The organism is Kribbella sp. CA-247076, assembly GCF_050942445.1.
GTDB lineage: Bacteria > Actinomycetota > Actinomycetes > Propionibacteriales > Kribbellaceae > Kribbella.
Genome location: NZ_CP192051.1, coordinates 2,816,135 through 2,838,282, shown reverse-complemented (window position 1 = coordinate 2,838,282; position 22,148 = coordinate 2,816,135). Strand labels below are relative to the sequence as shown.

Here is a 22,148-nt window from a genome sequence, read left to right as displayed (position 1 = left end):
CCGATCGGCACCTGGGGCCGACCCGGGGTGGCACGAGACGGTCGGTCCATGCCTACCGACACCGCGGCCCGCGCCGCTCGATGGAATCAGCGTTCCGCCGGCGTACCGGCCTGGGCGCCGGTCGCCGCCCACGTCATCGCCCTCTGCACGATCCCGTCCGCGCTCTGGCGGATCGGGATCATCGTCGGCTTTCCCGTCGGGTACGACGAGGGCTGGATCCGCCGCTCCGAGCTGGACACCCCGCACGGAGCCGGCTACCTGCTGTTCCTGTGCGTCCTGAGCGAGGCCCTCGCGCTCCTCAGCTTTGGCCTCGTGCACCGCTGGGGTGAGATCGTCCCCGCCTGGTTGCCCGGTCTCGGCGGCCGCCGGATCCCCCGCGCGGCGACCGTCGTACCAGCGGGGTTGGGCGCACTCGCCCTGATCGCCGTCTGGACCGTCGGCGTACCGGCTTCTGCCCTCACCGGATCGACCTTCGACCCGGAGATGACGACCGGCACTCCCTTCACCGTCCAGCTCGTCGCCTACGCCCCGATGACCCTGTGGGGCCCGCTCCTCGCCGCGCTCGCGTGGCAGAGGTGGTGGCGGTCAGGAGAGGGCTGAGCCGGCCTTGTAGGCGGCCCAGGTCATGTTCCAGTCGGTCCAGCCGTTGCCGGGCTCCATCGTGCGGGTGGTTCCGGTGACGATCACCGGGGCGCCGCGCAGGGTCTGCTGGAAGTACCACTGGCCGTTCGCGAGGCTCATCCCGACGCAGCCGTGGCTGACGTTCTCCGTGCCCTGGCTGCCGGAGGACCACGGCGCGCCGTGCATGAACTCGCCGGAGCTGGTGACCCGCTGGGCCCACTTCACGTCGTGGATGTCGTAGTACTCCGGGTCGCCCGGCTGGATGCCGACGGTCCGGGCGTCCATCCGCTTGGTGGGGTACTTCTCCATGATCACCTTCGCGCCGCTGCGGGTGGTGAAGCCGGACTTGCCGGCGGTGATCGGGATGGTGCGGGCGAGCTTGCCGTTGATGGTCACGTACATCTTGTGCTTCTTCACGTCGACCTTGGTGACCACGGACTTGCCGATGGAGAACGAGATCTCCCGGCCGGCCGAGCCCCACACGCCCTTGCCGGCGTTGACGCCCTGGGTGCCGATGTCGACCGTCACCTTGGTGCCCGCGGGCCAGTAGTTCTTCGGCCGGTAGTTGACCTGCTTGCTGCTCATCCAGTGCCAGCTGCCGTCGACCGGGACCGAGGTGGTCACCTTGAGCCGCTTCTCCACCGCGGCGCGGTCGGTGACCGGGTTGTTCCAGTAGATCTGGATCGGCATCGCGACGCCGACGGTCTCGCCGTTCAGCGGGGCGACCGAGGCCTTCAGGTTCTTGGTCGCCTTCAGCGTCCGGAAGGTCGACTTGATCGGTACGACGGCGCCGTCGGTGCCCTCCGCGGAGCCGGTCAGGGTGTACGCCGCGCCGGGCTCGAGCTGCGGCACGGAGGTCCACTGGTTCTTGTCGGCGTTGAAGCTGCCGGCCACCGCGTCGCCGTCGTCGTCCTTGAGGGTGACGGCCGTCAGCGTGCCGACCGAGGTCTTCACGGTCACCGGCGTGTCCGGCCGGACCGAACTCGCGCCCTTGGCCGGGACGACCGAGACGCTGGCCGCGGCCGGCTCCTGCGACGGGCTCTCGGACGGACCATGACTCGTCGACGCGCTCGGCGTACCGCTGCTGGCGGTCGCACCGGGGGACGAGGGTGAGCCGCCCGCCTCGGTGTCACTGCACGCGGTGCCGACCAGCAGCATCGCGCAGATCCCCACCACGGCAAGCCCGTGCTTCCTCACCGAACCGCCTACCATTCCCCAGCTCTCCCCTGTTCAAACCGAAACCGCGGCAAGAGTATCCCGCCGGACCGACAGATTCCGGCAGCACACCCGCGACCCAGTGGTACGGACCACAATCCCGCCGTCCGGCGGCACCCCGTAAGACGCGCAAAGGCGCCATCCGGTTGGCCCGGATGGCGCCCGTACGGCGATCAGCTAGTGAGCGTGGTCACCCCGGTAGTACTCGAAGATGAACCCGGACAGCGTGATGATGCCGAGCGCACAGCCGGCGATGAACAGCCACCAGCCGAAGACCAGGCCGAGCACGACCACGGACAGGGTCAGCGCGCACCACAGCGGCCACCACGAGTGCGGCGGGAAGAAGCCGAGCTCACCGGCTCCCTCGACGATCTCGGCTTCCTTGCGGTCCTCCGGGCGGGCGTCCATCCGGCGGGCGGTGATGCTCAGGTAGAACGCCACCAGCAGCGCGAGGAAGAACGTCATCACCAGCGCGGTGGTGCCGGTCGGGTCCTCCGACATCAGCCAGTAGATCGGCGTGACCACCAGCACGAACACACTCAGGATCCCGAAGACCCAGGCTTCGACCTTCACGCCTTGTCCTTCCCGTCGGTCTCGCTCGTGGTGTCGACGCCGGCGTTCTCGCGCAGGTTCTCCACCCGGCCCTGGTCCTCACCCGCGTCCAGCAGGTTGTCCTTCGGCGCCCGGTTGTCCGGGTACTCCGCCAGCGCGAGGTCGGCGTGGTGCAGGTCGAACGCCGGGCTCTCGGACCGGATCCGCGGCAACCGCTCGAAGTTGTGCCGCGGCGGCGGCGAACTGGTCGCCCACTCCAGCGAACGTCCCCAGCCCCACGGATCGTCCACACCCACCAGCGGCGCCTTGCGCGACTTGTAGACGTTGTAGAAGAACGGCAGCATCGACAAGCCGAGCACGAAGGCACCGACGCTGGAGACCTCGTTCAGCGTGGTGAAGCCCTCGTTGGCGCCGTACGACGCGTAGCGCCGCGGCATGCCCTCCACACCGAGCCAGTGCTGCACCAGGAACGTCGTGTGGAAGCCGATGAACAGCAGCCAGAAGTGCAGCTTGCCCAATCGCTCGTCCAGCATCCGGCCGGTCATCTTCGGCCACCAGAAGTAGAACCCGGCGAACATCGCGAACACCACGGTCCCGAAGACGACGTAGTGGAAGTGCGCGACCACGAAGTACGAGTCGGACAGCTGGTAGTCCAGCGCCGGCGAGGCCAGGATGATGCCGGTCAGACCGCCGAAGAGGAAGGTGGTCAGGAAGCCCACCGACCACAGCATCGGGGTGTCGAACGACATGGAGCCGCCCCACATCGTCCCGATCCAGTTGAAGAACTTCACTCCGGTGGGCACCGCGATCAGGAACGTCATGAACGAGAAGAACGGCAGGTTCACCGCTCCGGTGACGAACATGTGGTGCGCCCAGACCGCCACCGACAGCACCGCGATACCGAGGGTCGCGCAGACCAGGCCGATGTAGCCGAAGACGGGCTTGCGGCTGAAGACCGGCAGGATCTCGGTGATGATGCCGAAGAACGGCAACGCGATGATGTAGACCTCGGGATGGCCGAAGAACCAGAACAGGTGCTGCCACAAGAGTGGTCCGCCGTTGGCCGCGTCGAAGACGTGAGCCCCTAGGGCTCGATCCGCCTCCAGCATCAGCAGCGCGCCGGCCAGGATCGGGAACGCGATCAGCACCAGGATCGAGGTCACCAGGATGTTCCAGGTGAAGATCGGCATCCGGAACATCGTCATCCCGGGCGCGCGCATGGTGATGATCGTGGTGACGAAGTTGACCGCACCCAGGATCGTGCCCAGACCGGCCATCCACAGACCCATGATCCACAGGTCACCGCCGACACCCGGCGAACGGACCGCGTTCGACAGCGGGGCGTAGGCGAACCAGCCGAAGTCGGCCGCGCCGCCCGGCGTGAAGAAGCCGCTGATCGTGATCAGGCCGCCGAACAGGAACAGCCAGAAGCTGAACATGTTGAGCCGCGGGAACGCGACGTCGGGGGCGCCGATCTGGACCGGCATGATCACGTTCGCGAAGCCGACGAACAGCGGGGTCGCGAACAGCAGCAGCATGATCGTGCCGTGCATGGTGAACAGCTGGTTGTAGACCTCTTCGTTGACGATCTGCAGGCCCGGCTTGGCCAGCTCGGCGCGGATGACCAGAGCCATCACGCCGCCGATCAGGAAGAACGCGAACGAGACGATCAGGTACAGGTGGCCGATCAGCTTGTGGTCGGTCGTAGTCAGCCACTTGACCGCCAGCTGACCTTTGCTGCGGCGACGCGGCAGCGCGGTGGTCGCACCGATGGTGCCGGTGCGCTCGGCGATGTCGGTCACTTCTCGCCCTCCTCAGCCCCGTGGCCCGGAATGGTGGTGGCGTCCTGGCCGCCGACGGCGGCGCCGGTCTGGCCCCTCGCGGCCAGGTCCCGCAGGTGCGCGTCGTACTCGTCCCGGGTGACGACCTTGACGGAGAAGATCATCCGGCTGTGGTAGAGCCCGCAGAGCTCGGCGCACTTGCCGGCGAAGGTCCCCGTCTTGGTCGGGGTGAGTTCGAACTTGTTGGTCCGGCCGGGGATGACGTCGAGCTTGAAGTAGAACGACGGAACCCAGAAGGAGTGGATGACGTCCGGCGAGGTCAGGTCGAACTGGACCGACTCGTTCACCGGGAGCCACAGCTCGGCGGGCTTGTCCAGCGTGCCGGTCTCCCAGACGCCTTCCTGCCCGTCGACGGTCTCCTTGTAGTTGAAGGTCCACTGCCACTGCTGGCCCACCACGTTGACGGTGTGCTGCGGCTGGTTCGACATCGCGGTGATCTGGTTGCCGTTCTCGACGGTGTAGAAGAACAGCACACCGATGATGGCGAACGGCGCCAGCGTGTAGAGCACCTCGAGCGGCAGGTTGTACCGGACCTGCTTGGGAGCGTCGTCGGAGCGCTTGCGGTACCGGACGACGACGTACAGGATCAGGGCCCAGACCATCACGCCGACGATCAGGGCGGCGATCCAGGCACCGATCCAGAGGCTCCGGACGGCCTCGGTCCGGTCCGATGCGCCCTCGGGGAGACCGAGTCGCTTCCACTGCTCAGTGGTCGCCGACGAACAGCCGGTCAGCAGCACGGTGCCGAGCACCACTGCCGCCCCGACCAGCAGGCGTCGCTTCGCCGGACGTGTGGCGCCGGCAGGACCTGCCGCGCGCTCGTCCACTCCGGGCGTGCCGTTCGAACCCACGGGGCGCCTTTCCCTTCCCAAGTGAGACTGACGACCAAACACTACTGGACACCTTCCGGCGCTCTGCGCATAGGTAGGGCTTAGCGTTTCCCGTGTGAACCAGCGTGCGTACCTGGACGCGGCGTCGGCCGAGTCGTTGCATCCGGCAGCGCGGGAGATGTTGCTCTCGGCAGTCGATTCCGGGTGGGCGGATCCGGTCCGGTTGCACCACGAGGGACGGACCGCGCGGCTGCTGCTGGACAACGCCCGGGCGGTGCTCGCGGACGCGGTAGGAGTACGCCCGGACGAGCTCTTCCTGACCACCTCCGGTACGGCGGCCGTCCACGCCGGGCTGACCGCGATCACGGCCGCCCGGAGGCGCACCGGTACGGCGGTCGTCCACAGCGCGGTCGAGCATTCCGCCGTACTGCACACCGCCGGATCCGCCGGCGTGGAGGTCGGTGTGGACCCGGCCGGCCGGGTCGACCTGGACGCCTTCACGGCCGCGGCGCGTGAGCCCGGCGTCGCGGTGGCGGCGCTGCAGTCGGCGAACCACGAGGTCGGGACCCGCCAGCCGATCGAGGCCGCGGCCGAGGCGTGCGGCGACGTACCGCTGTTCGTCGATGCGTCCGCCTCGATCGGGCACGACGTCGTACCGCCCGGGTGGTCGGCGCTGGCGGCGAGCGCGCACAAATGGGGCGGACCGGCCGGTGTCGGATTACTGGCCGTCCGCAAGGGCACCCGGATCGCCCCGGCCTGGCCGATGGACGAGCGGGAGGACGGCCTCTCCCCCGGCTTCCCGGACGTCCCGAACACGCTGGCGGCCGCGGCCGCCCTCCAGGCCCGTCAGGCGGAGGCGGCCGAGCTGAACAAGCAGCACCGGGCGTGGATCGACGAGCTCCGGCACCGCATCGGCTCGGACGTCCCCGACGTCGAGGTGGTCGGCGACCCGGACGACCGGCTGCCGCACATCCTCACGTTCTCCTGTCTGTACGTCGACGGCGAGGCCCTCGTCACCGCCCTGGACGCGGACGGCTTCTCTGTCTCCAGCGGTTCGGCCTGTACGTCGAGCACGCTGCGACCGTCCCACGTGCTCGCGGCGATGGGCGTCCTCACCCACGGCAACGTCCGTGTCTCGCTCGGCCGGAGTACGACGTACGCCGACATCGACCGCTTCGCGACCGTGCTGCCGGGCATCGTCCGGCGGATCCGCGCGGAGGTCGGCCTGTGAACACGGATCTCGACTGTCTCGGCCTGCTCTGCCCACTCCCGGTGATCAGGCTGGCGAAGCTCATGCCGACGATCGACGTCGGCGACACCGTCACCGTGCTGGCCGACGACCCCGCGGCCGCCACCGACATCCCCGCCTGGTGCCGCCTCCGCGACCAGGAGCTCGTCTCCGTCGAGGCTCCCCGCTTCGTCGTCCGGCGCCTGAGCTAAAACCTCTCGCTGTCCGGCCGCGCCGGTTGGCACACTGCACCGCGTGACCGACTTCGCGTACAAGCCGACATTGACCGGCAACCTGGTGATCCTGCGACCGGTGGACGAGGACGACTACGAGGCCCTCGCCGCCGCGATGGACGATCCCGACGTCACCCGCTTCACCGGGAGCCGCGACGTCATCGGCGAGGAGAAGGCCCGCGAGTGGTACCGCACCCGTAAGGACCAGACCGACCGGCTCGACCTGGCGATCGTCGACAAGGCCACTGACGAGACCGTCGGCGAGGCGGTGCTGAACGAGTGGGACCCGGACAACCGGTCGTGCAACTTCCGGATCCTGATCGGGCCGTCCGGCCAGGGTCGCGGGCTGGGGACCGAGGCCACCCGGCTGATCGTCGGCTACGGCATCGAGGAGATCGGCCTGCACCGGATCAGCCTCGGGGTGTACGCCTTCAACCCGCGGGCGCAGCGGGCCTACGAGAAGGCCGGCTTCGTGGTCGAGGGCCGACTGCGCGACGACCTGTACTGGGACGGCGAGTGGGTCGACTCGATCGTCATGTCGGTGATCGCGCCGGAATGGAAAGCTAACCTCTGACAGGTGATCGACGCTGAGCGCATCGCCGTCCTGACCGGCGCCGGGATCTCGACCGCGTCCGGCATCCCCGACTTCCGCGGCCCGCAGGGGCTGTGGACGAAGAACCCGGCGGCGCAGGCGATGTTCGACATCGACGAGTACGTCGCCTCCCGGGCGGTCCGGGTCGAGGCCTGGAAGCTCCGCCTGGCCGCGCCCGCCTGGACGGCCGAGCCGAATCCGGGCCACCTCGCCCTGGTCGAGCTCGAACGCCAGGGCCGGCTGACCGGCCTCATCACCCAGAACGTCGACGGCCTCCACCAGAAGGCCGGCTCCTCTCCCGAGCTCGTGCACGAGCTGCACGGCACGGTCTGGTTCGTCGACTGCCTCGAGTGCGCGCGCCGCGTGCCGATGGCCGACGTACTCCCGCGCCTCGAGGCCGGCGACGAGGATCCGGCCTGCGAGGTCTGTGGCGGCATCCTGAAGTCGGCCACGGTCTCCTTCGGCCAGTCCCTCGACCAGCGCGTCCTGGACGCCGCCGTCGCCGCCACCGAGGCCGCCGACCTCTTCCTCGCCGTCGGCACCTCCTTGCAGGTCTACCCCGCGGCCGGCCTGTGCGACATCGCCCTCGGCCTCGGCAAACCCCTGATCATCCTCAACGCCGAGCCCACCCCGTACGACGACGAAGCCACCACCGTCCACCGCACCCCCATCGAGACCACGCTCTCCACGCTCTTCGACTAGCCTGCCGACGCCTCTGCAGCCTGTCGATCGACAAATCGGCACCACGGCGTCCGACGAATCCGCAGCGGCATGATCGACGAATCCGCAGTACGATCCGTCCATGGCCCTCCTGGATCGAGCTGTGGCAGCCCACGTACGGGCCGCTCTCGCGGACACTCCCGTCGTCGTACTCAACGGTCCCCGGCAGGTCGGCAAGACCACACTCACCCAGCGGATCAGCTATCCAGGTTCGCACGACTTCGCCACCCTCGATGACGAAACGACACGGCAGGCAGCGGCGGCGGACATCAGGAACTTCCTGGCCAGACCCGTGGACACCTTCGTCATCGACGAGGCACAGCTCGAGCCCAGACTGTTCCGGGCCATCAAGGCCGAAGTGGATCGCGATCGGCGGCCTGGGCGGTTCCTGCTGACCGGCTCGTCCAGACTGCTGTCCGCCCCTGATATGGCGTCTGCACTGGTCGGACGGGTCGAGATGATAGATCTCTGGCCGTTCTCCCAAGGAGAGCTTCTCGGTGCACCCGACACTTTCGTCGACGCCGTGTTCGATGCGCCGGTGAACCTGATTCGCAATCGAAAGCTCGTACGCCGGGAGGTCGTCGACACAATCGTCACCGGCGGATACCCGGAGATCGTCAACCGTGAGCCGAGGCGGAGACCGCAATGGTTCTCCAGCTACCTGACAACCATTACCAAGTCGGTGATACGGGACATCTCCGCCATCGAACGGTTGGCCGAGATCCCCCGTCTGCTCCGGCTCTGCGCCGCGCGCACCGGCAACGAACTGAACGTCAGCGCCATCGCGAACGACCTGGGATTCCCCAGCAGAACAGTCGACGGCTACCTCGAACTGCTGGTCCAAGCCTTTATGATCGAGCGGATCCCGGCTTGGTCGACCAACCTCAGCCGCAAGGTGGTCCGTCGGCCCAAGCTCGTCGTCACCGACACCGGCCTCGCCGCCCATCTGATCGGTGCGAACCAGGCGACGACCGACCGCGTCGGTGGTCCGTTCGGTCAACTTCTGGAGACCTTCGTAACCAACGAACTGCGCAAGCAACTCACCTGGTCAGACCAGAAGCCATCGCTGTGGCACTTCCGGGATCGCGACGGCGCCGAGGTCGATCTCGTGCTCGAACATCCGGATGGTCGCGTGGTCGGCATCGAGGTCAAGGCGACGAGTTCACCCTCGGCTGACGATCTGCGCGGGCTCAAGTTCCTGGCAGATCGGCTGGGCGACCGATTCCACTTCGGCGTCCTGCTGCACACGGCGCCGGAGGCGACTCGGTTCGGCGGCCGCTTGGCTGCGCTGCCGGTGTGCGCGCTCTGGGAATCCTGACCACGCTGGCGGGGCTCGTGACCTGACCGTGACATTCGAGGTCTCCCCAGGGTCGAGGTCGCGGGTTAGCGTCCCCGGCAGGATCAACGGGAGGGGACCGTGATGCGCGGGTTCAGGCGTTGGACGGCGGGGTTCACCGCGGCGGCGGTGATCGGGCTCGGACTGGGTACGGCGGCACCGGCACCCGCCCAGGTGGCGGCGGACCGGGTGATCACGCTGGCGGGGTCGCTGCAGAGCGAACTCGGCTGCGCGGCCGACTGGGACCCCGGTTGTACGGCGTCCAGTCTCGGCGCGGCGGCGCCGTACACGAAGGTGTTCGACGTGCCGGCCGGCTCGTACGAGTACAAGGTCGCGGTCAACGGCAGCTGGGACGAGAACTACGGCGCCGGCGGCGTCCTGAACGGGCCGAACATCCCGCTGCGGATCGAGGGGCCGGCCAAGCTCTCCTTCAGCTACGACGACACCACCCACGTGGTGACGGTGAAACCGGTCAACCTGGCCGGCCCGACCGTGACGCCCGCGGACAAGGCACTGTCGTCGCCGAGCCTGCGGGAGGACCTCACCAAGGAGCGGTTCTACTTCGTGATGGCGGACCGGTTCGCCAACGGCGACCCGTCCAACGACGCCGGCGGTCTGACCGGCGACCGGCTGGCCACCGGCCTCGACCCGACCGACAAGGGCTTCTACCACGGCGGCGACCTGGCCGGGGTGATCCAGAAGCTCGACTACATCAAGTCCCTCGGTACGACGTCGCTCTGGCTCACGCCGTCGTTCAAGAACCGGCCGGTGCAGGGTGCCGGCGCGGACGTGAGCGCCGGGTACCACGGCTACTGGATCACCGACTTCACTCAGATCGACCCGCACCTGGGCACGAACGCGGACATGAAGAGGCTGATCAGCCTGGCGCACGCCAAGGGGATGAAGGTCTTCTTCGACATCATCACCAACCACACCGCGGACGTGATCGCGTACCAGTCCGGGCAGTACGGCTACATCCCGAAGTCGACGTCGCCGTACAAGGACGCCGCCGGCAACGTCTTCGACGACAAGCAGTACGCCGCCGGCGACACCTTCCCGCCGATGGACCGGAACACGTCGTTCCCGAACGTCCCGGTCTTCCGGACGCCGGCCGACGAGACCGTGAAGGTGCCGGCCTGGCTGAACGACCCCACCCTCTACCACAACCGCGGCGACTCCACCTTCGCCGGCGAATCCTCGGAGTACGGCGACTTCGTCGGCCTGGACGACCTGTTCACCGAGCAGCCGCGCGTGCGGGACGGGATGATCGACATCTACAAGACGTGGGCCGAGTTCGGCATCGACGGGTTCCGGATCGACACCGTCAAGCACGTGAACATGGAGTTCTGGCAGAAGTTCTCGCCGCAGGTCCTGGCCGCGGCCCGCAACGCCGGCTCGAAGGACTTCTTCATGTTCGGCGAGGTGTTCGACGCCGACCCGAAGTTCATGTCGACGTACACCACGCAGGGGGCGCTGCAGGCGACGCTGGACTTCGGCTTCCAGCAGAACGCGGTCGCGTTCGCGAAGGGTGACCCGAGCACGAAGCTGCGCGACTTCTACGCCAACGACGACTACTACACCGACGCCGACTCGAACGCGTACCAACTGCCGACCTTCCTCGGCAACCACGACATGGGCCGGGTCGGCACCTTCCTCAAGCAGGGCGGCGCGGCCGGGCAGGAACTGCTCGCCCGGGACAAGCTCGCGCATTCGCTGATGTTCCTGACCCGCGGCCAGCCGGTGATCTACTACGGCGACGAGCAGGGCTTCACCGGCGCGGGTGGTGACAAGGACGCGCGGCAGGACATGTTCGCCACCCAGACCACCGACTACAAGGACGACGAGATCGTCGACGGCACCGGGACGACCACGATCGGCAGCCAGGACCGGTACGACGTGAACGCGCCGATGTACAAGCACATCGCCGCCCTGCAGAAGCTGCGGGCGAAGTACCCGGCGCTGGCCGACGGCCGGCAGATCCACCGGTACTCGTCCAACGCGGGCGGGCTGTACGCGTTCAGCAGGCTCGGTCAGGACAACGTCGAGTACCTGGTGATTGTCAACAATGCGACAACCGCAAAGTCGGCAACCATCCCGACCTACGGCCCGAACACCTGGCTCCGGCCGGTCTACGGCGGCTCGAAGCCGGCCAGGACCGATCGCGAGGGCCGGGTCGTGCTCAGCCAGGCCCCGCTGTCGGTGACTGTGTACCAGGCGCTCGGCAAGGTGCCGCGCCAGTCCAAGGCGCCGGCCGTATACATGAGCTCGCCGGAACTCGGTGCGACCGTCGGCGGCCGCGCCGAGATCGGGGCCGAGGTCCCAGCGAACACGCCGGTCACCGTGACCTTCGGCTACCGCCCGGTGGGTACGACGGCCTGGCAGCGACTCGGGTCCGACGACAACGCGCCGTACCGGGTCTTCCAGGACGTGTCCGGGCTGCCGAAGGGCACGCTGCTCGAGTACCGCGCCGTACTGAAGGATGTCTCCGGCAACTACTCGGTCTCGGGCTCGTACGGCGTGGTCGGCGACGCACCGACGCCGGGTGGCGGCGGTGGCGGGACCGGACCGGTCGTCCAGCCGGCCAACGTCAGCGTGCCGGGTGACCACAACACCGAGATGGGCTGTCCGGCCGACTGGTCACCGGACTGCGACCAGGCCCAGCTGACGCTGGACCCGGAGGACAAGGTCTGGAAGGGCACGTACACCGGCCTGACCGGCGAGCACGCCTACAAGGCCGCGATCAACAAGACCTGGGACGAGAACTACGGTGCCGGCGGCAACCAGAACGGCGCCAACATCTCCTACACCGGGCCGAGCGGACCGATCACCTTCTACTACGAGCACGGCCGGCACTACGTCACGTCGAGTGCCGAAGGGCCGCTCATCACCGTGCCGGGATCCTTCCAGTCCGAGCTCGGCTGTGCGGCCGACTGGGACCCGGCCTGCATGCGACCCTGGCTGACGGACCAGGACGGCGACGGGACGTACACGTGGTCGACGACCGAGATCGGAGCGGGCGCTTATGAGGCCAAGGTCGCGCACAACCTGTCCTGGGACGAGAGCTATCCGGCCAACAACATTCCGATCACGGTGCCGGCCGACGGGCTGGTCGTCACCTTCTCCTACGACATCGCGACCCACGTGCTGACCGTCACGACCTCCACGCCGGGCGCCCAGCCGGACCTCAGCAAGGCCAAGGCCTACTGGGTTGCCAAGGACCTGCTCGCCGTACCCGCGGTCGCCCACCCGGAGTGGTTCCGCTGGCGGCTGCACTGGTCGCACGACGCGTCGCTGAAGGTCGACGCGGACGACATCGGCGGGACGTCGACCGGCCTCCGGCACGATCCGGCCGGCCTGCCGCCGTCCGTGCTCGCCAAGTTCCCCGCTCTGAAGGGCTACACAGCACTGCGGCTCGGCAAGGCGGACGCCCGGAAGGTCCTGACCGGGCAGCTCGGGCTGGCGCAGTACGACGACGCCGGGCGCCTGCTCGACGCGACCGGCGTACAGATCCCGGGTGTCCTCGACGACCTGTACGGCGGCTCGGCGACGAAGCGCTCGTACGGCGTGACGTGGCACGGCGGATCGCCCCAGTTCACGCTCTGGGCGCCGACCGCGCAGAAGGTCAGTCTGATTGTCGGATCGCAGACAATCGCCATGCGCCGGGACGACGACGGCTCCTGGTCGGTCCAGGGACCGCGGTCGTGGAAGAACGCGGCGTACCGCTACCAGGTGACCGTGTTCGCGCCGTCCACCGGGAAGATCGAGACCAACCTGGTGACCGACCCGTACTCGGTCGCGCTCACCACCGACTCGACGCACTCGGTCGCGGCCGACCTCGACGACCCGGCGGGCAAGCCGGCGCTGTGGTCGAGGACGCCGTCGCCGAAGCTGGCGCGTTCGGTCGACTCGACGATCTACGAACTGCATGTCCGTGACTTCTCCATCAACGACACCACCGTGCCGGTCGCCCACCGCGGTACGTACCTCGCCTTCGCCGACGAGGGCAACGGGACGAAGCACCTGCGCTCGCTCGCGGCCGCAGGCCTGAACACCGTCCACCTGCTGCCGACGTTCGACATCGCGTCGATCCCGGAGACCGGTCAGCAGACGCCGGCATGTGACCTCAAGTCCTTCCCGCCCGACTCCGAGCAGCAGCAGGCGTGCGTGACCGCGGTCGCGGCGAAGGACGGCTTCAACTGGGGGTACGACCCGTTCCACTGGCTCGCGCCGGAGGGTTCGTACGCGACCCAGCGGGACGGCCTCGCCCGCGTGGCCGAGTTCCGCACGATGGTCGGCGGGCTGCACAAGTCGGGGCTGCGGGTCGTCCTCGACCAGGTCTTCAACCACACCCCCTCCGCCGGCCAGGCGCCGACCTCGGTCGTGGACAAGATCGTGCCGGGGTACTACCAGCGGCTGAACGCGACCGGCGGAGTGGAGACGTCGACCTGCTGCAGCAACATCGCCACCGAGCACGCGATGGCCGAGAAGATCATGGTCGACGGCACGGTCAGCTGGGCGCGCAACTACCGGGTCGACGGCTTCCGCTTCGACCTGATGGGCCACCACAGCAAGGCCAACATGCTCAAGGTCCGGGCCGCGCTGGACAAGCTGACCCTGGCCAAGGACGGCGTCGACGGCAAGAAGGTCTACGTGTACGGCGAGGGCTGGAACTTCGGCGAGGTCGCGAACGACGCGCTGTTCGTCCAGGCCCGCCAGGGCAACCTCGGCGGCACCGGGATCGGCACGTTCTCCGACCGGCTCCGCGACGGCGTCCGCGGCGGCGGTCCGTTCGACGAGAACCCGCGGATCCAGGGCTTCGGTTCGGGCGCCGCGAGCGACCCGAACGGCGACCCGGTCAACGGCTCGCCCGCCGACCGGGCCAAGCGCCTGGCCCACGACACCGACCTGATCCAGCTCGGCCTGGCCGCGAACCTGCGGAACTTCTCCTTCCGCTCGGCCGAGACCGGAGCCGTCGTCCGCGGTGACGCGGTCGACTACAACGGCTCACCGGCCGGGTACGCCGACCAGCCGAACGAGGTGGTCACGTACGTCGATGCCCACGACAACGAAACGTTGTGGGACGCGCTGACCTATAAGCTGCCGCCGTCGCTGACGATGGCCGACCGGGTCCGGATGAACACGGTGTCGCTGGCAACGACCGCGCTCGCGCAGACGCCGTCGTTCTGGCACGCCGGCGCCGACCTGCTGCGGAGCAAGTCGCTGGACCGGAACTCCTACGACTCCGGCGACTGGTTCAACACCCTCGACTGGACCGGCGCGGACAACGGCTTCGGCCACGGTCTGCCGCCCAAGCCGGACAACGAGGCGAAGTGGCCGTTCATGAAGCCGCTGCTGGGCGACCCGGCCTTGAAGCCGACCGCGGCCGAGGTGGCCACCGCGTCGGCGACGGCGCAGGACCTGCTCAAGCTCCGCTTCTCGACGCCGCTGTTCCGGCTGGGCTCGGCCGACCTGATCAACGCGAAGCTCACCTTCCCGTCGAGCGGCGCGAACCCCGGCGTGATCACGATGCGCATCGACGACGCCGCCGGCCCCGACGTCGACCCGGCCCTCAAGGGCGTCCTGGTCGTCTTCAACTCGACCGGCTCGACCGTGACCCAACAGGTTCCGGGCCTCACCGGTGCGAACCTGTCCCTGTCCCCGATCCAGGCGGCCGGCTCCGACCCGGTCGTCAAACAGACCACCTGGACCGCCTCGTCCGGCACGGTCTCGGTCCCGGCCCGCACGGTCGCCGTACTAGTCCAGTCGTGACCGCCCGCTGGCTGCGCCCTGAACGGTGCGGCCGAGCGGTAGGTGACAGACTCCGGCGGGGAGTCCACCAGGCTCCCCGCCGGTCCAGATGCAGCTGACGCCCGGTGGCGTGTTCTACGGGATGCGGACGATCAGGGATGCGGGGTCGACTTGGGCGCTGAGGGTGCGGCCGTCGGCGATGGTGTCGCCGTCCAGTTGACGTCGTACCGTCTTCGCCGCCGTCACCTGGATCCGTTTGCCGGTGAATCGCTCGACGTGCTGTTCGCGCAGGGGTTTGATGATCAGGCTGAGCGCGAGCCGCGGCCACTGACTGATCCGCCGCGGCGCGAGTACGACGGCGTCCAGGAGGCCGTCGTCCGGTTCGGCGTCCGGCAGCAGCGGGATGTTCGCCTGCAGGGTGCCGACGTTGCCGATCACCACGGTCCGCGCGCGGCGTCGTACCGGCGGCTGGTCGTCCACGATGATCTCGACCCGGACGAACGGGTGGTTCAGGTTCTTCAGCGTCGCGACGACGTACGCGGCCCAGCCGACGCGCTTCTTCAACTCGTCGGGCGCGTCCGCGATGATCGCCGCGTCCAGCCCGAGGCCGGCCATCACCACGAACCGGTCGGTGTCCAGCTCGTCGCCCTGGATCTCGATGCTGTCGATCCGCTGCTCGTTGCCACCGAGCAGCTCGGTCAGCGCGATGTCGAGGTCCAGCGAGATGCCGAGGTTGCGGGCCAGCAGGTTGCCCGTCCCGGCCGGCAGCACCGCGACCGGGATCCCGCTGCGCGCCAGCTCGGCGCACACCACCCGCACCGTCCCGTCCCCGCCGGCCACCACGACCAGGTCGACGGTCTCGTCGATCGCCCGCTTCGCCATCGTCGAGCCGGCGTCGTCCTCGGTCGTCTCGAGCCAGAGCGAGTCGTCGTACCCACGCTCGGTCAGCGCCGCGTCGACCGTACGCCGGAAGTCCTCCGGGTCCGGCACCTTCACCGGGTTGAGGATGACCGCAGCTCGTCTGATGGAACTCACCTGATAATTGTCCGTTCGGGGAGATAGCGTGCCTGGGGTGAGCAGCCTTCCACGGAGTACGCCAGAAGCCCAGGGACTGTCCAGTACGGCGCTCGACACCTTCGTGGCCGCGCTCGACGCCGGTGATCCGGAGATCCAGACCGTGATGCTACTGCGGTCGGGTCATGTCGTCCTCGAGGAGGCCTGGTCGCCGTACCGGCTGACCGATCCGCACCTGCTGTTCTCGGTGTCGAAGAGCTTCACCTCGACCGCGATCGGGCTGGCGATCGACGCCGGGCTGCTGACCCTGGACGACCCGGTGATCTCGTTCTTCCAGGCCGACGAGCTGCCGGCGACGATCAGCGACAACTTGGCCGCGATGACAGTCCGGCATCTGCTCACGATGACGACCGGGCACGCCAAGGACACCGTCGAGGCGCTCGGCCGGGACCGACGGATGGTGAGGACTTTCCTCAGCCTCGACGTCGAACACGAGCCGGGCACGGTGTTCGTGTACAACAGCGGCGCGACGTACATGCTGTCCGCGATCCTGCAGCGGCTGACCGGCTCGAGCCTGCTCGACTACCTGCGGCCGCGGCTCTTCGCCCCGCTCGGGATCGACGAGGCGTCCTGGCAGGTGTCGTCGGAGGGAATCACCGTCGGCGGCTGGGGGCTGAGCACCAACACCGAGTCCCTCGCGCGCTTCGGGCAGTTGGTGCTGCAGCGTGGCGTGTGGGCGGGCGAGCAGCTGGTGCCGGCCGAGTGGTTCGAGGCGGCGACGTCGAAGCAGGTCGCCAACGACAACCAGGAGAACCCGGACTGGAAGCAGGGGTACGGCTTCCAGTTCTGGCGCGGGCGCCACAACACCTACCGCGGCGACGGCGCCTTCGGCCAGTTCTGCCTGATCTTCCCCGACTACGACGCCGTCCTGGTCACCACCAGCGCCACCAACGACATGCAAGCCATCCTTACCACCGTCTGGGACCACCTCCTCCCCGCCCTGGAAGCCAAAGAAGTAACCCCAGTCCCCCGCCCCACCCACCTACACCTCCCCCCACCCACCACCCCCTCCATCGCCACCCCCTCCGCCTCCCCCAACTCCGCCCCCGCCACCGACTCCGCGCCGCCCGCGCCCGCCACCCCCTTCGCCGACTCCGCGGTCGCCGCCTCCGTCTCGGCCGCCACCGATCCCGCGCCCACCGCCGCCGCACCGACCGCCGACGCACCCTCCGCCGGCTTCGGGCCGGCTGCCCGCTACGGCCGCACGTTCCGGTTCGCGGCGAACGAGGCCGGGCTGGAAGCCGCCCGCTTGGATGCCGACGGCACCGGAACCTTCACCTTCTCCGGTCTCGAGCCCGGCGCCACCGGCACGGTCGACCTCGTCTGCGCCCCCGGCGACTGGCAGGAGCACCGCGCCGTCGGCGTACTCAAGGAAGCCGACCCCGCCATCGGCCAACGCCTGGTCACCAGCGCCTATACCGACGGCGACCGCTTCGTGGCCACCATCCGCTTCCTCGAAACCCCGTTCGTTCTCACCCTCACCTGCCACCCACCCACCGACACCCTCACCATCGACGTCACCCAGAACGTCTCCTTCGGCCCAACCGCCTTCACCCTCACGTCGATGTGACCCGCATCACTGTCACAGCACTCCGGCGCCAGGTGTCCTCCGATCAACACCAACGGACGACGGAGGAACCATGAAGGTGCTGGTGGCAGGCGCAACCGCCGGACTCGGCCGATCGCTGGTACCGGAGCTGATCGCCGCCGGGCACGAGGTGACCGGGATGATCGGCTCAGAATCCAGCGCCGCCGCCCTGCGCGCCCAAGGCGCCGACGTAGTACTGGCGGACGGTCTCAACTCCGCCGCAGTGAAGGCGGCGATGGACACCGCCCGCCCGGAGGTCGTTGTACACCAGATGACTGCCCTCAAAGGTGGGATCAACTTCAAGAAGTTCGACCAGAGCTTCGCCGCCACCAACCGCCTGCGCACCGAAGGCACCGACCACCTCCTCGCCGCATCCCAGGCTGCCGGCGTACGACGGTTCGTCGTCCAGTCGTACGCCGGCTGGAACCTGCAACACGGTGGATCCGCCACGAAGACCGAAGCGGACCCGCTCGACCTGGACCCGGCGCCGTCTTCACGCCAGACGATGGACGCAATCAAGCACCTGGAGTCGGCCGTCACCACCGCCGACGGCATCGAGGGCATCGCCTTGCGCTACTCGAGCTTCTATGGCCCCACCGGCGACATCGGGAAGGGCGGCTCGATCGTCAAGCTGATCCAGCAGCGCAAACTCCCGCTGATCGGCGACGGCGCCGGCGTGTGGTCCTTCATCCACTACGACGATGCCGCCGACGCCACCGTGAAGGCCGTCGAGAGCACCGCGACCGGCATCTACCAGATCGCCGACGACGATCCCGCCCCGGCGTCGGTCTGGCTCCCGGAGTTCGCCCGCATTCTCAACGCCAAACCACCCCGCCACCTCCCCACGTGGCTGGCCCGCCTAGCAGTAGGCGACGTGGGAGTAGCCGCCTTCACCACCATCCGAGGCGCCGACAACACCCTCGCCAAGCAAACCCTCAACTGGCGCCCGACCACCTACCGCACCTGGCGCCAAGGCTTCCGCGAAGGCCTCTAAGGCTGGTGAGCGGAGGTTCAGTCGCGGCGGGCGAAGCTCAGCGTCTCGCCGCGCGCGCCGCCCATCCACAGGTCCTGGCAGGCGGCCGCCATACCGTCCAGATTGTCGACAATCGCACCGAAGACATTCCCCGGCACCCAGCCCTGATCCCCGTTGATCAGCAGGTTGTTCCGCCCGTAGAACACCGCCAGGTCGACAATCGCCCCCTGGGTCCCCGTCCCGGTGGTGTTCTCGTACCCGTACGCCGGATTCCCGAGGTCGTCCGAGTCGAACGAGAACCAGCACAAATCCCCCGGGATCGGCGTGACCGTCGTGTTCTCCTTCCCGGGGTCGGCCGGCGCGAACGCAGGCAGCAGCGCGTAGATCTCGTTCCGCGCGTACTTCCCGTGAAAGACCGGCGCCGACAACGGCAACGCGTCCCACACCGCCGCACACGTCCGCGGCGCCACGTCGTCCAGCAACTTCGCCACGCAACTCACGCCGCGCTTGTCCAGACTGACGGTGATGAACCTGCTCATCCTGCCTCCAACGTCGGTGTGCGCAGATGCCAATCCGTCGCCGCCTGATACGTCTGACCGACCCGCAGCGTGAGCGCGTCCTGATGCCGCGCCGCGACAATCTGCAGGCCGACCGGCAGCCCATCGGTCGTGAACCCGCACGGCACACTCAACGCCGGCTGCTGCGTGAGGTTGAACGGATACGTGTACGGCGTCCAGCTGGTCCAGTCCGGCGACGACCACCCGTCCGGCACGTCCTGTCCGACGGGGAATGCCGTGATCGGCAGCGTCGGCGTGATCAGTACGTCGTACTCCTGATGGAACCGCCCCATCAGCGACCCCAACTCCATCCGCACCGCCGTCGCATCGAGAAAGTCCGAGGCCGAGTACGACGACCCGAGTTCGGCGACCCGCCGCAGTCCGGGATCGACACGATCGTCGACCGTGTACGCCGACAGCACCTTCGCCGCGCCCGACCACCACAGCACGTTGAACGCGTCGACCGGATCCGCGAACCCGGGATCGACCTCAGCCACCTCGGCGCCGGCGTCCGCGAGCACTCCGATCGCCGCCCGGACCAGCTCCTCGATCTCCGGTCGATTGTCGACAAACCCAAGATCGGACGAGTAGGCAATCTTCAATCCGACAATCCCGTCGTCGATCCCATCCAGGAACGACGTACCCGGAGTCGGCATCGCCGACCAGTCCCGTGCGTCGAACCCGCTGACGACATCGAGCAGCGCGGCGGCATCCCGGACCGTCCGCGTCATCGGTCCCGCGTGCGACAAGGTCCCGAACGCGCTCGGCGGAAACAACGGGATCAGCCCGTACGTCGGCTTGAGTGCAACCGTCCCCGTGAACGCGGCCGGGATCCGGACGGAACCACCTCCGTCGGTGCCAAGCGACCACGCCCCCATCCCGAGCCCGACCGCGGTGGCCGAACCGCCACTCGAACCACCCGACGTCTTCGACGGATCCCACGGATTCCCCGTCGCGCCGTACTTGTAGGAGTCGGTCACACCCTTCCAGGAGTACTCCGGCGTCGTCGTCTTACCGAGGATGACGGCACCGGTCTCGCGGAGCCGGGCGACCGCGGGCGCGTCCTCCTCCCACGGCCCGGCCTCGTCGATCATCGTGCTGCCGCGAAGCGTCGGCCAGCCCTTGGTCCACAACGCGTCCTTGATCGACGTCGGCACCCCGTCGCCGGGTCCCAGTGGCTCCCCACGTCGCCACCGGGCCTCCGACTCCTTCGCTGCCGCCAACGCCCCCTCGCCGTCGACGAGCACGAAGGCGTTCACCACCCCGTCGTACCGCTCGATCGCCTCCAACGCAGCCCGCGTCGCCTCAACCGGCGAGATCTCCCCCCGCCGATACCCCGCCACCAACTCAACCGCCCCAGGCAACAACCCCCCACCCAACACCACCCCACCGCCAGATCCCGCCGCCCCCGACACCGCCACACCGTGAGACCCCGCCGCCCCCGCCGCGACCGGTGCCATCAGATGCTCGGAAGCCATGCGTTCTGCCCCCTGCCCGGCCACGGTCGCCGGTGACGTCTGCTCGGATACTGCGGCCACCGACGTCTGCTCAGGTGCCCAGCCCGGTCGCACCTGCTCGGGTGTCGTGGCCGGTGACATCTGCCCGGGTGCTGCGGCCGGTGGCGTCCGCTCGTGTACTGCGCCCGGTGGCGTTTGCTCGTGTACTGCGGCCGGTGGCGTCTGCTCGGAGGTCGCGGCCCGTGGTGTCTGCTCGGGTGTCGGGGCCGGTGGCATCTGCTGGTCGGGCGCGGCGGCTCGTGGGCTCTGGTCGGGAGTCGGAGCCGGCGGTGGTGTGGACTGCTGCGACGACGGTTCTGGGCGGGTCATTGGGCTCCTGAGGGAATGTAGCCGAGCTTCTTGTCCACGACGTTCGTGAGCGGCTCGCCCGCCAACCACCGCTGCAGATTGTCAACAAACTGCGCCGACAACGTGTCCCGCCAGCCCACCACATCACCGGACATGTGCGCGGTGATCGTCACGCCGGGCGCATCCCACAGCGGATGGTCCGCCGGCAACGGCTCCCGATCGAAGACATCCAACGTCGCCGCGATCCGCCCGTCCCGCAGGGCATCCAGGAGCGCCGCCTCGTCGACAATCGGACCACGGGCAACGTTGACCAGGTGCGCCCCCGCCCTCATCGCTGCCAGCACCTTCGCATCCACCAACCCCCGCGTCGCCGCGGTCAACGGCGCCGCCAGCACCAGATGATCGACGTCACCGACCTCCCACGCAAGGTTGCTGCTAGCAACAACCTGCCCAAAGTCCGGATCACCCGACCGCGCGACCCGCCCGGCCCCGCGCACGTCCAGCCCCGCGACCCGCAACAGCCGAGCGATCTCCCGACCGATCGCCCCGGTGCCGACGACCATCACCTTCGAACCCAGCACGCTGCGAGTCTCCCGATGCCTCCACTCGCGCCCCCGCTGCAGTTCGAAACTCGCCCGACTGTCCTTCGCGTGCGCGATCACGGCCCCGAGCACGTACTCCGCGATCGGCCGATCGAACACCCCGTGCGCGTTGGTCACCACCACGTCGGAATCACGCAACTCGTCGAACAACAAGGTGTCGACCCCAGCCGCCGTCACATGAATCCACTCCAACGACCCGGCCTCGTCCCAAACATCCCGGACCGCAGTCGAGAAGAAGTCCCACAACAACAACACCCGCGCCCCGCGAACCGCCTCCCCCAACCCCGCCGCATCGCAGAACCGAAACTCAACCCCCGCCACCCCACCCAACCCCGGCGGCAGCCGCAACTCCCCACCCCCACCAGCCGCCCCCGCACCGTCCCCAGCCCCACCCACTGCCGCACCCGCAGCTTCTCCAGCACCGCCCGAAACCACACCCGCAGCCGTGTCACCACCGCCCGATGCCGCACCCGCAGCCGTGTCACCGCCGCGCGATGCCTCATGCACAGCCTTCTCAACCCCGGGTGGTATCGCGCCGGCGCCAGCAACGCCTCCCGATGCCCCAGCTAGCCCGGAATGCATCGCGTCATCCGCGATCGCCGGCTCATAACCACGCTCGCCGGGGAACTCAAG

17 protein-coding genes are annotated in these 22,148 nt (G+C 68.6%); 9 read left to right on the top strand and 8 right to left on the bottom strand.

Annotated features, from left to right (window positions below; translation table 11 throughout):
- Positions 1–48: 48 nt before the first annotated feature.
- Complete coding sequence (locus ACQPYZ_RS13500; protein ID WP_433167978.1) at positions 49–600, top strand: hypothetical protein; 552 nt, start codon at positions 49–51, stop codon at positions 598–600.
- Here ACQPYZ_RS13500 and ACQPYZ_RS13495 read toward each other — a convergent pair.
- From ACQPYZ_RS13495 to ctaC, 4 genes are all read right to left on the bottom strand, one after another.
- Positions 586–1,818 carry a L,D-transpeptidase gene (locus ACQPYZ_RS13495; RefSeq protein ID WP_433167976.1) on the bottom strand — a complete coding sequence of 411 codons (1,233 nt, stop codon included), beginning with the start codon at positions 1,816–1,818 and terminating at the stop codon, positions 586–588. The genes ACQPYZ_RS13500 and ACQPYZ_RS13495 overlap by 15 nt on opposite strands.
- Before the next feature lie 195 nt (positions 1,819–2,013).
- Positions 2,014–2,409, bottom strand: a complete 396-nt coding sequence (locus ACQPYZ_RS13490; protein ID WP_433167975.1) for a cytochrome c oxidase subunit 4 — start codon at positions 2,407–2,409, stop codon at positions 2,014–2,016.
- On the bottom strand, positions 2,406–4,190 hold the full coding sequence (gene ctaD, locus ACQPYZ_RS13485) for an aa3-type cytochrome oxidase subunit I (protein WP_433167973.1): 1,785 nt from the start codon (positions 4,188–4,190) through the stop codon (positions 2,406–2,408). Before ctaD ends, ACQPYZ_RS13490 begins: the two co-directional genes overlap by 4 nt.
- The gene (gene ctaC, locus ACQPYZ_RS13480) at positions 4,187–5,080 is read right to left on the bottom strand and encodes an aa3-type cytochrome oxidase subunit II (RefSeq protein WP_433167971.1); all 894 of its coding nucleotides are present in this window, start codon (positions 5,078–5,080) and stop codon (positions 4,187–4,189) included. Before ctaC ends, ctaD begins: the two co-directional genes overlap by 4 nt.
- Positions 5,081–5,174: 94 nt before the next feature.
- On the opposite strand from ctaC, the gene ACQPYZ_RS13475 reads away from it, so the two are divergent.
- The 6 genes from ACQPYZ_RS13475 (at position 5,175) to pulA (ending at position 14,937) form a co-directional block, all read left to right on the top strand.
- Positions 5,175–6,290, top strand: a complete 1,116-nt coding sequence (locus ACQPYZ_RS13475; protein WP_433167969.1) for a cysteine desulfurase family protein — start codon at positions 5,175–5,177, stop codon at positions 6,288–6,290.
- Positions 6,287–6,499, top strand: coding sequence for a sulfurtransferase TusA family protein (locus ACQPYZ_RS13470; protein ID WP_433167967.1), 213 nt, complete (start codon positions 6,287–6,289; stop codon positions 6,497–6,499). Before ACQPYZ_RS13475 ends, ACQPYZ_RS13470 begins: the two co-directional genes overlap by 4 nt.
- Positions 6,500–6,542: 43 nt before the next feature.
- Positions 6,543–7,094 carry a GNAT family N-acetyltransferase gene (locus ACQPYZ_RS13465; protein ID WP_433167964.1) on the top strand — a complete coding sequence of 184 codons (552 nt, stop codon included), beginning with the start codon at positions 6,543–6,545 and terminating at the stop codon, positions 7,092–7,094.
- A 3-nt stretch (positions 7,095–7,097) separates the two neighbouring features.
- Entirely contained in the window at positions 7,098–7,814 is a 717-nt protein-coding gene (locus ACQPYZ_RS13460; protein ID WP_433167963.1) for an SIR2 family NAD-dependent protein deacylase, read from the top strand.
- A gap of 100 nt (positions 7,815–7,914) precedes the next feature.
- Positions 7,915–9,150 (top strand): ATP-binding protein, encoded by a 1,236-nt coding sequence (locus tag ACQPYZ_RS13455; protein ID WP_433167960.1) that lies wholly within the window; start codon positions 7,915–7,917, stop codon positions 9,148–9,150.
- Positions 9,151–9,252: 102 nt separating this feature from the next.
- Positions 9,253–14,937 (top strand): pullulanase-type alpha-1,6-glucosidase, encoded by a 5,685-nt coding sequence (gene pulA, locus ACQPYZ_RS13450; protein WP_433167958.1) that lies wholly within the window; start codon positions 9,253–9,255, stop codon positions 14,935–14,937.
- 114 nt (positions 14,938–15,051) lie between these two features.
- Here pulA and ACQPYZ_RS13445 read toward each other — a convergent pair whose 3' ends face one another.
- Positions 15,052–15,951, bottom strand: a complete 900-nt coding sequence (locus ACQPYZ_RS13445) for a diacylglycerol/lipid kinase family protein (RefSeq protein ID WP_433167956.1) — start codon at positions 15,949–15,951, stop codon at positions 15,052–15,054.
- A gap of 37 nt (positions 15,952–15,988) precedes the next feature.
- On the opposite strand from ACQPYZ_RS13445, the gene ACQPYZ_RS13440 reads away from it, so the two are divergent.
- Both ACQPYZ_RS13440 and ACQPYZ_RS13435 read left to right on the top strand, forming a co-directional pair.
- Positions 15,989–17,560, top strand: a complete 1,572-nt coding sequence (locus tag ACQPYZ_RS13440) for a serine hydrolase domain-containing protein (RefSeq protein ID WP_433167954.1) — start codon at positions 15,989–15,991, stop codon at positions 17,558–17,560.
- Positions 17,561–17,630: 70 nt separating this feature from the next.
- Entirely contained in the window at positions 17,631–18,572 is a 942-nt protein-coding gene (locus tag ACQPYZ_RS13435) for an NAD-dependent epimerase/dehydratase family protein (protein WP_433167952.1), read from the top strand.
- A gap of 17 nt (positions 18,573–18,589) precedes the next feature.
- Here the strand turns inward: ACQPYZ_RS13435 and ACQPYZ_RS13430 are convergent, their stop codons facing one another.
- The 3 genes from ACQPYZ_RS13430 to ACQPYZ_RS13420 all read right to left on the bottom strand — a co-directional run bounded on the left by ACQPYZ_RS13430 (position 18,590) and on the right by ACQPYZ_RS13420 (position 21,836).
- Positions 18,590–19,090 (bottom strand): DUF3830 family protein, encoded by a 501-nt coding sequence (locus ACQPYZ_RS13430; protein ID WP_433167950.1) that lies wholly within the window; start codon positions 19,088–19,090, stop codon positions 18,590–18,592.
- Positions 19,087–20,451, bottom strand: coding sequence for an amidase (locus ACQPYZ_RS13425; RefSeq protein ID WP_433167949.1), 1,365 nt, complete (start codon positions 20,449–20,451; stop codon positions 19,087–19,089). Before ACQPYZ_RS13425 ends, ACQPYZ_RS13430 begins: the two co-directional genes overlap by 4 nt.
- Positions 20,452–20,930: 479 nt before the next feature.
- Positions 20,931–21,836 carry a D-2-hydroxyacid dehydrogenase gene (locus tag ACQPYZ_RS13420; RefSeq protein WP_433167947.1) on the bottom strand — a complete coding sequence of 302 codons (906 nt, stop codon included), beginning with the start codon at positions 21,834–21,836 and terminating at the stop codon, positions 20,931–20,933.
- Positions 21,837–22,148 lie beyond the last annotated feature (312 nt).

What these genes read in the sequence shown, in the direction of transcription:
- ACQPYZ_RS13500 (WP_433167978.1), top strand. Translation starts at nt 49, where the DNA reads ATGCCTACCGACACCGCGGCCCGCGCCGCTCGATGGAATCAGCGTTCC.
- ACQPYZ_RS13435 (WP_433167952.1), top strand. Translation starts at nt 17,631, where the DNA reads ATGAAGGTGCTGGTGGCAGGCGCAACCGCCGGACTCGGCCGATCGCTG.
- ACQPYZ_RS13430 (WP_433167950.1), bottom strand. Translation starts at nt 19,090, where the DNA reads ATGAGCAGGTTCATCACCGTCAGTCTGGACAAGCGCGGCGTGAGTTGC.
- pulA (WP_433167958.1), top strand. Translation starts at nt 9,253, where the DNA reads ATGCGCGGGTTCAGGCGTTGGACGGCGGGGTTCACCGCGGCGGCGGTG.
- ACQPYZ_RS13455 (WP_433167960.1), top strand. Translation starts at nt 7,915, where the DNA reads ATGGCCCTCCTGGATCGAGCTGTGGCAGCCCACGTACGGGCCGCTCTC.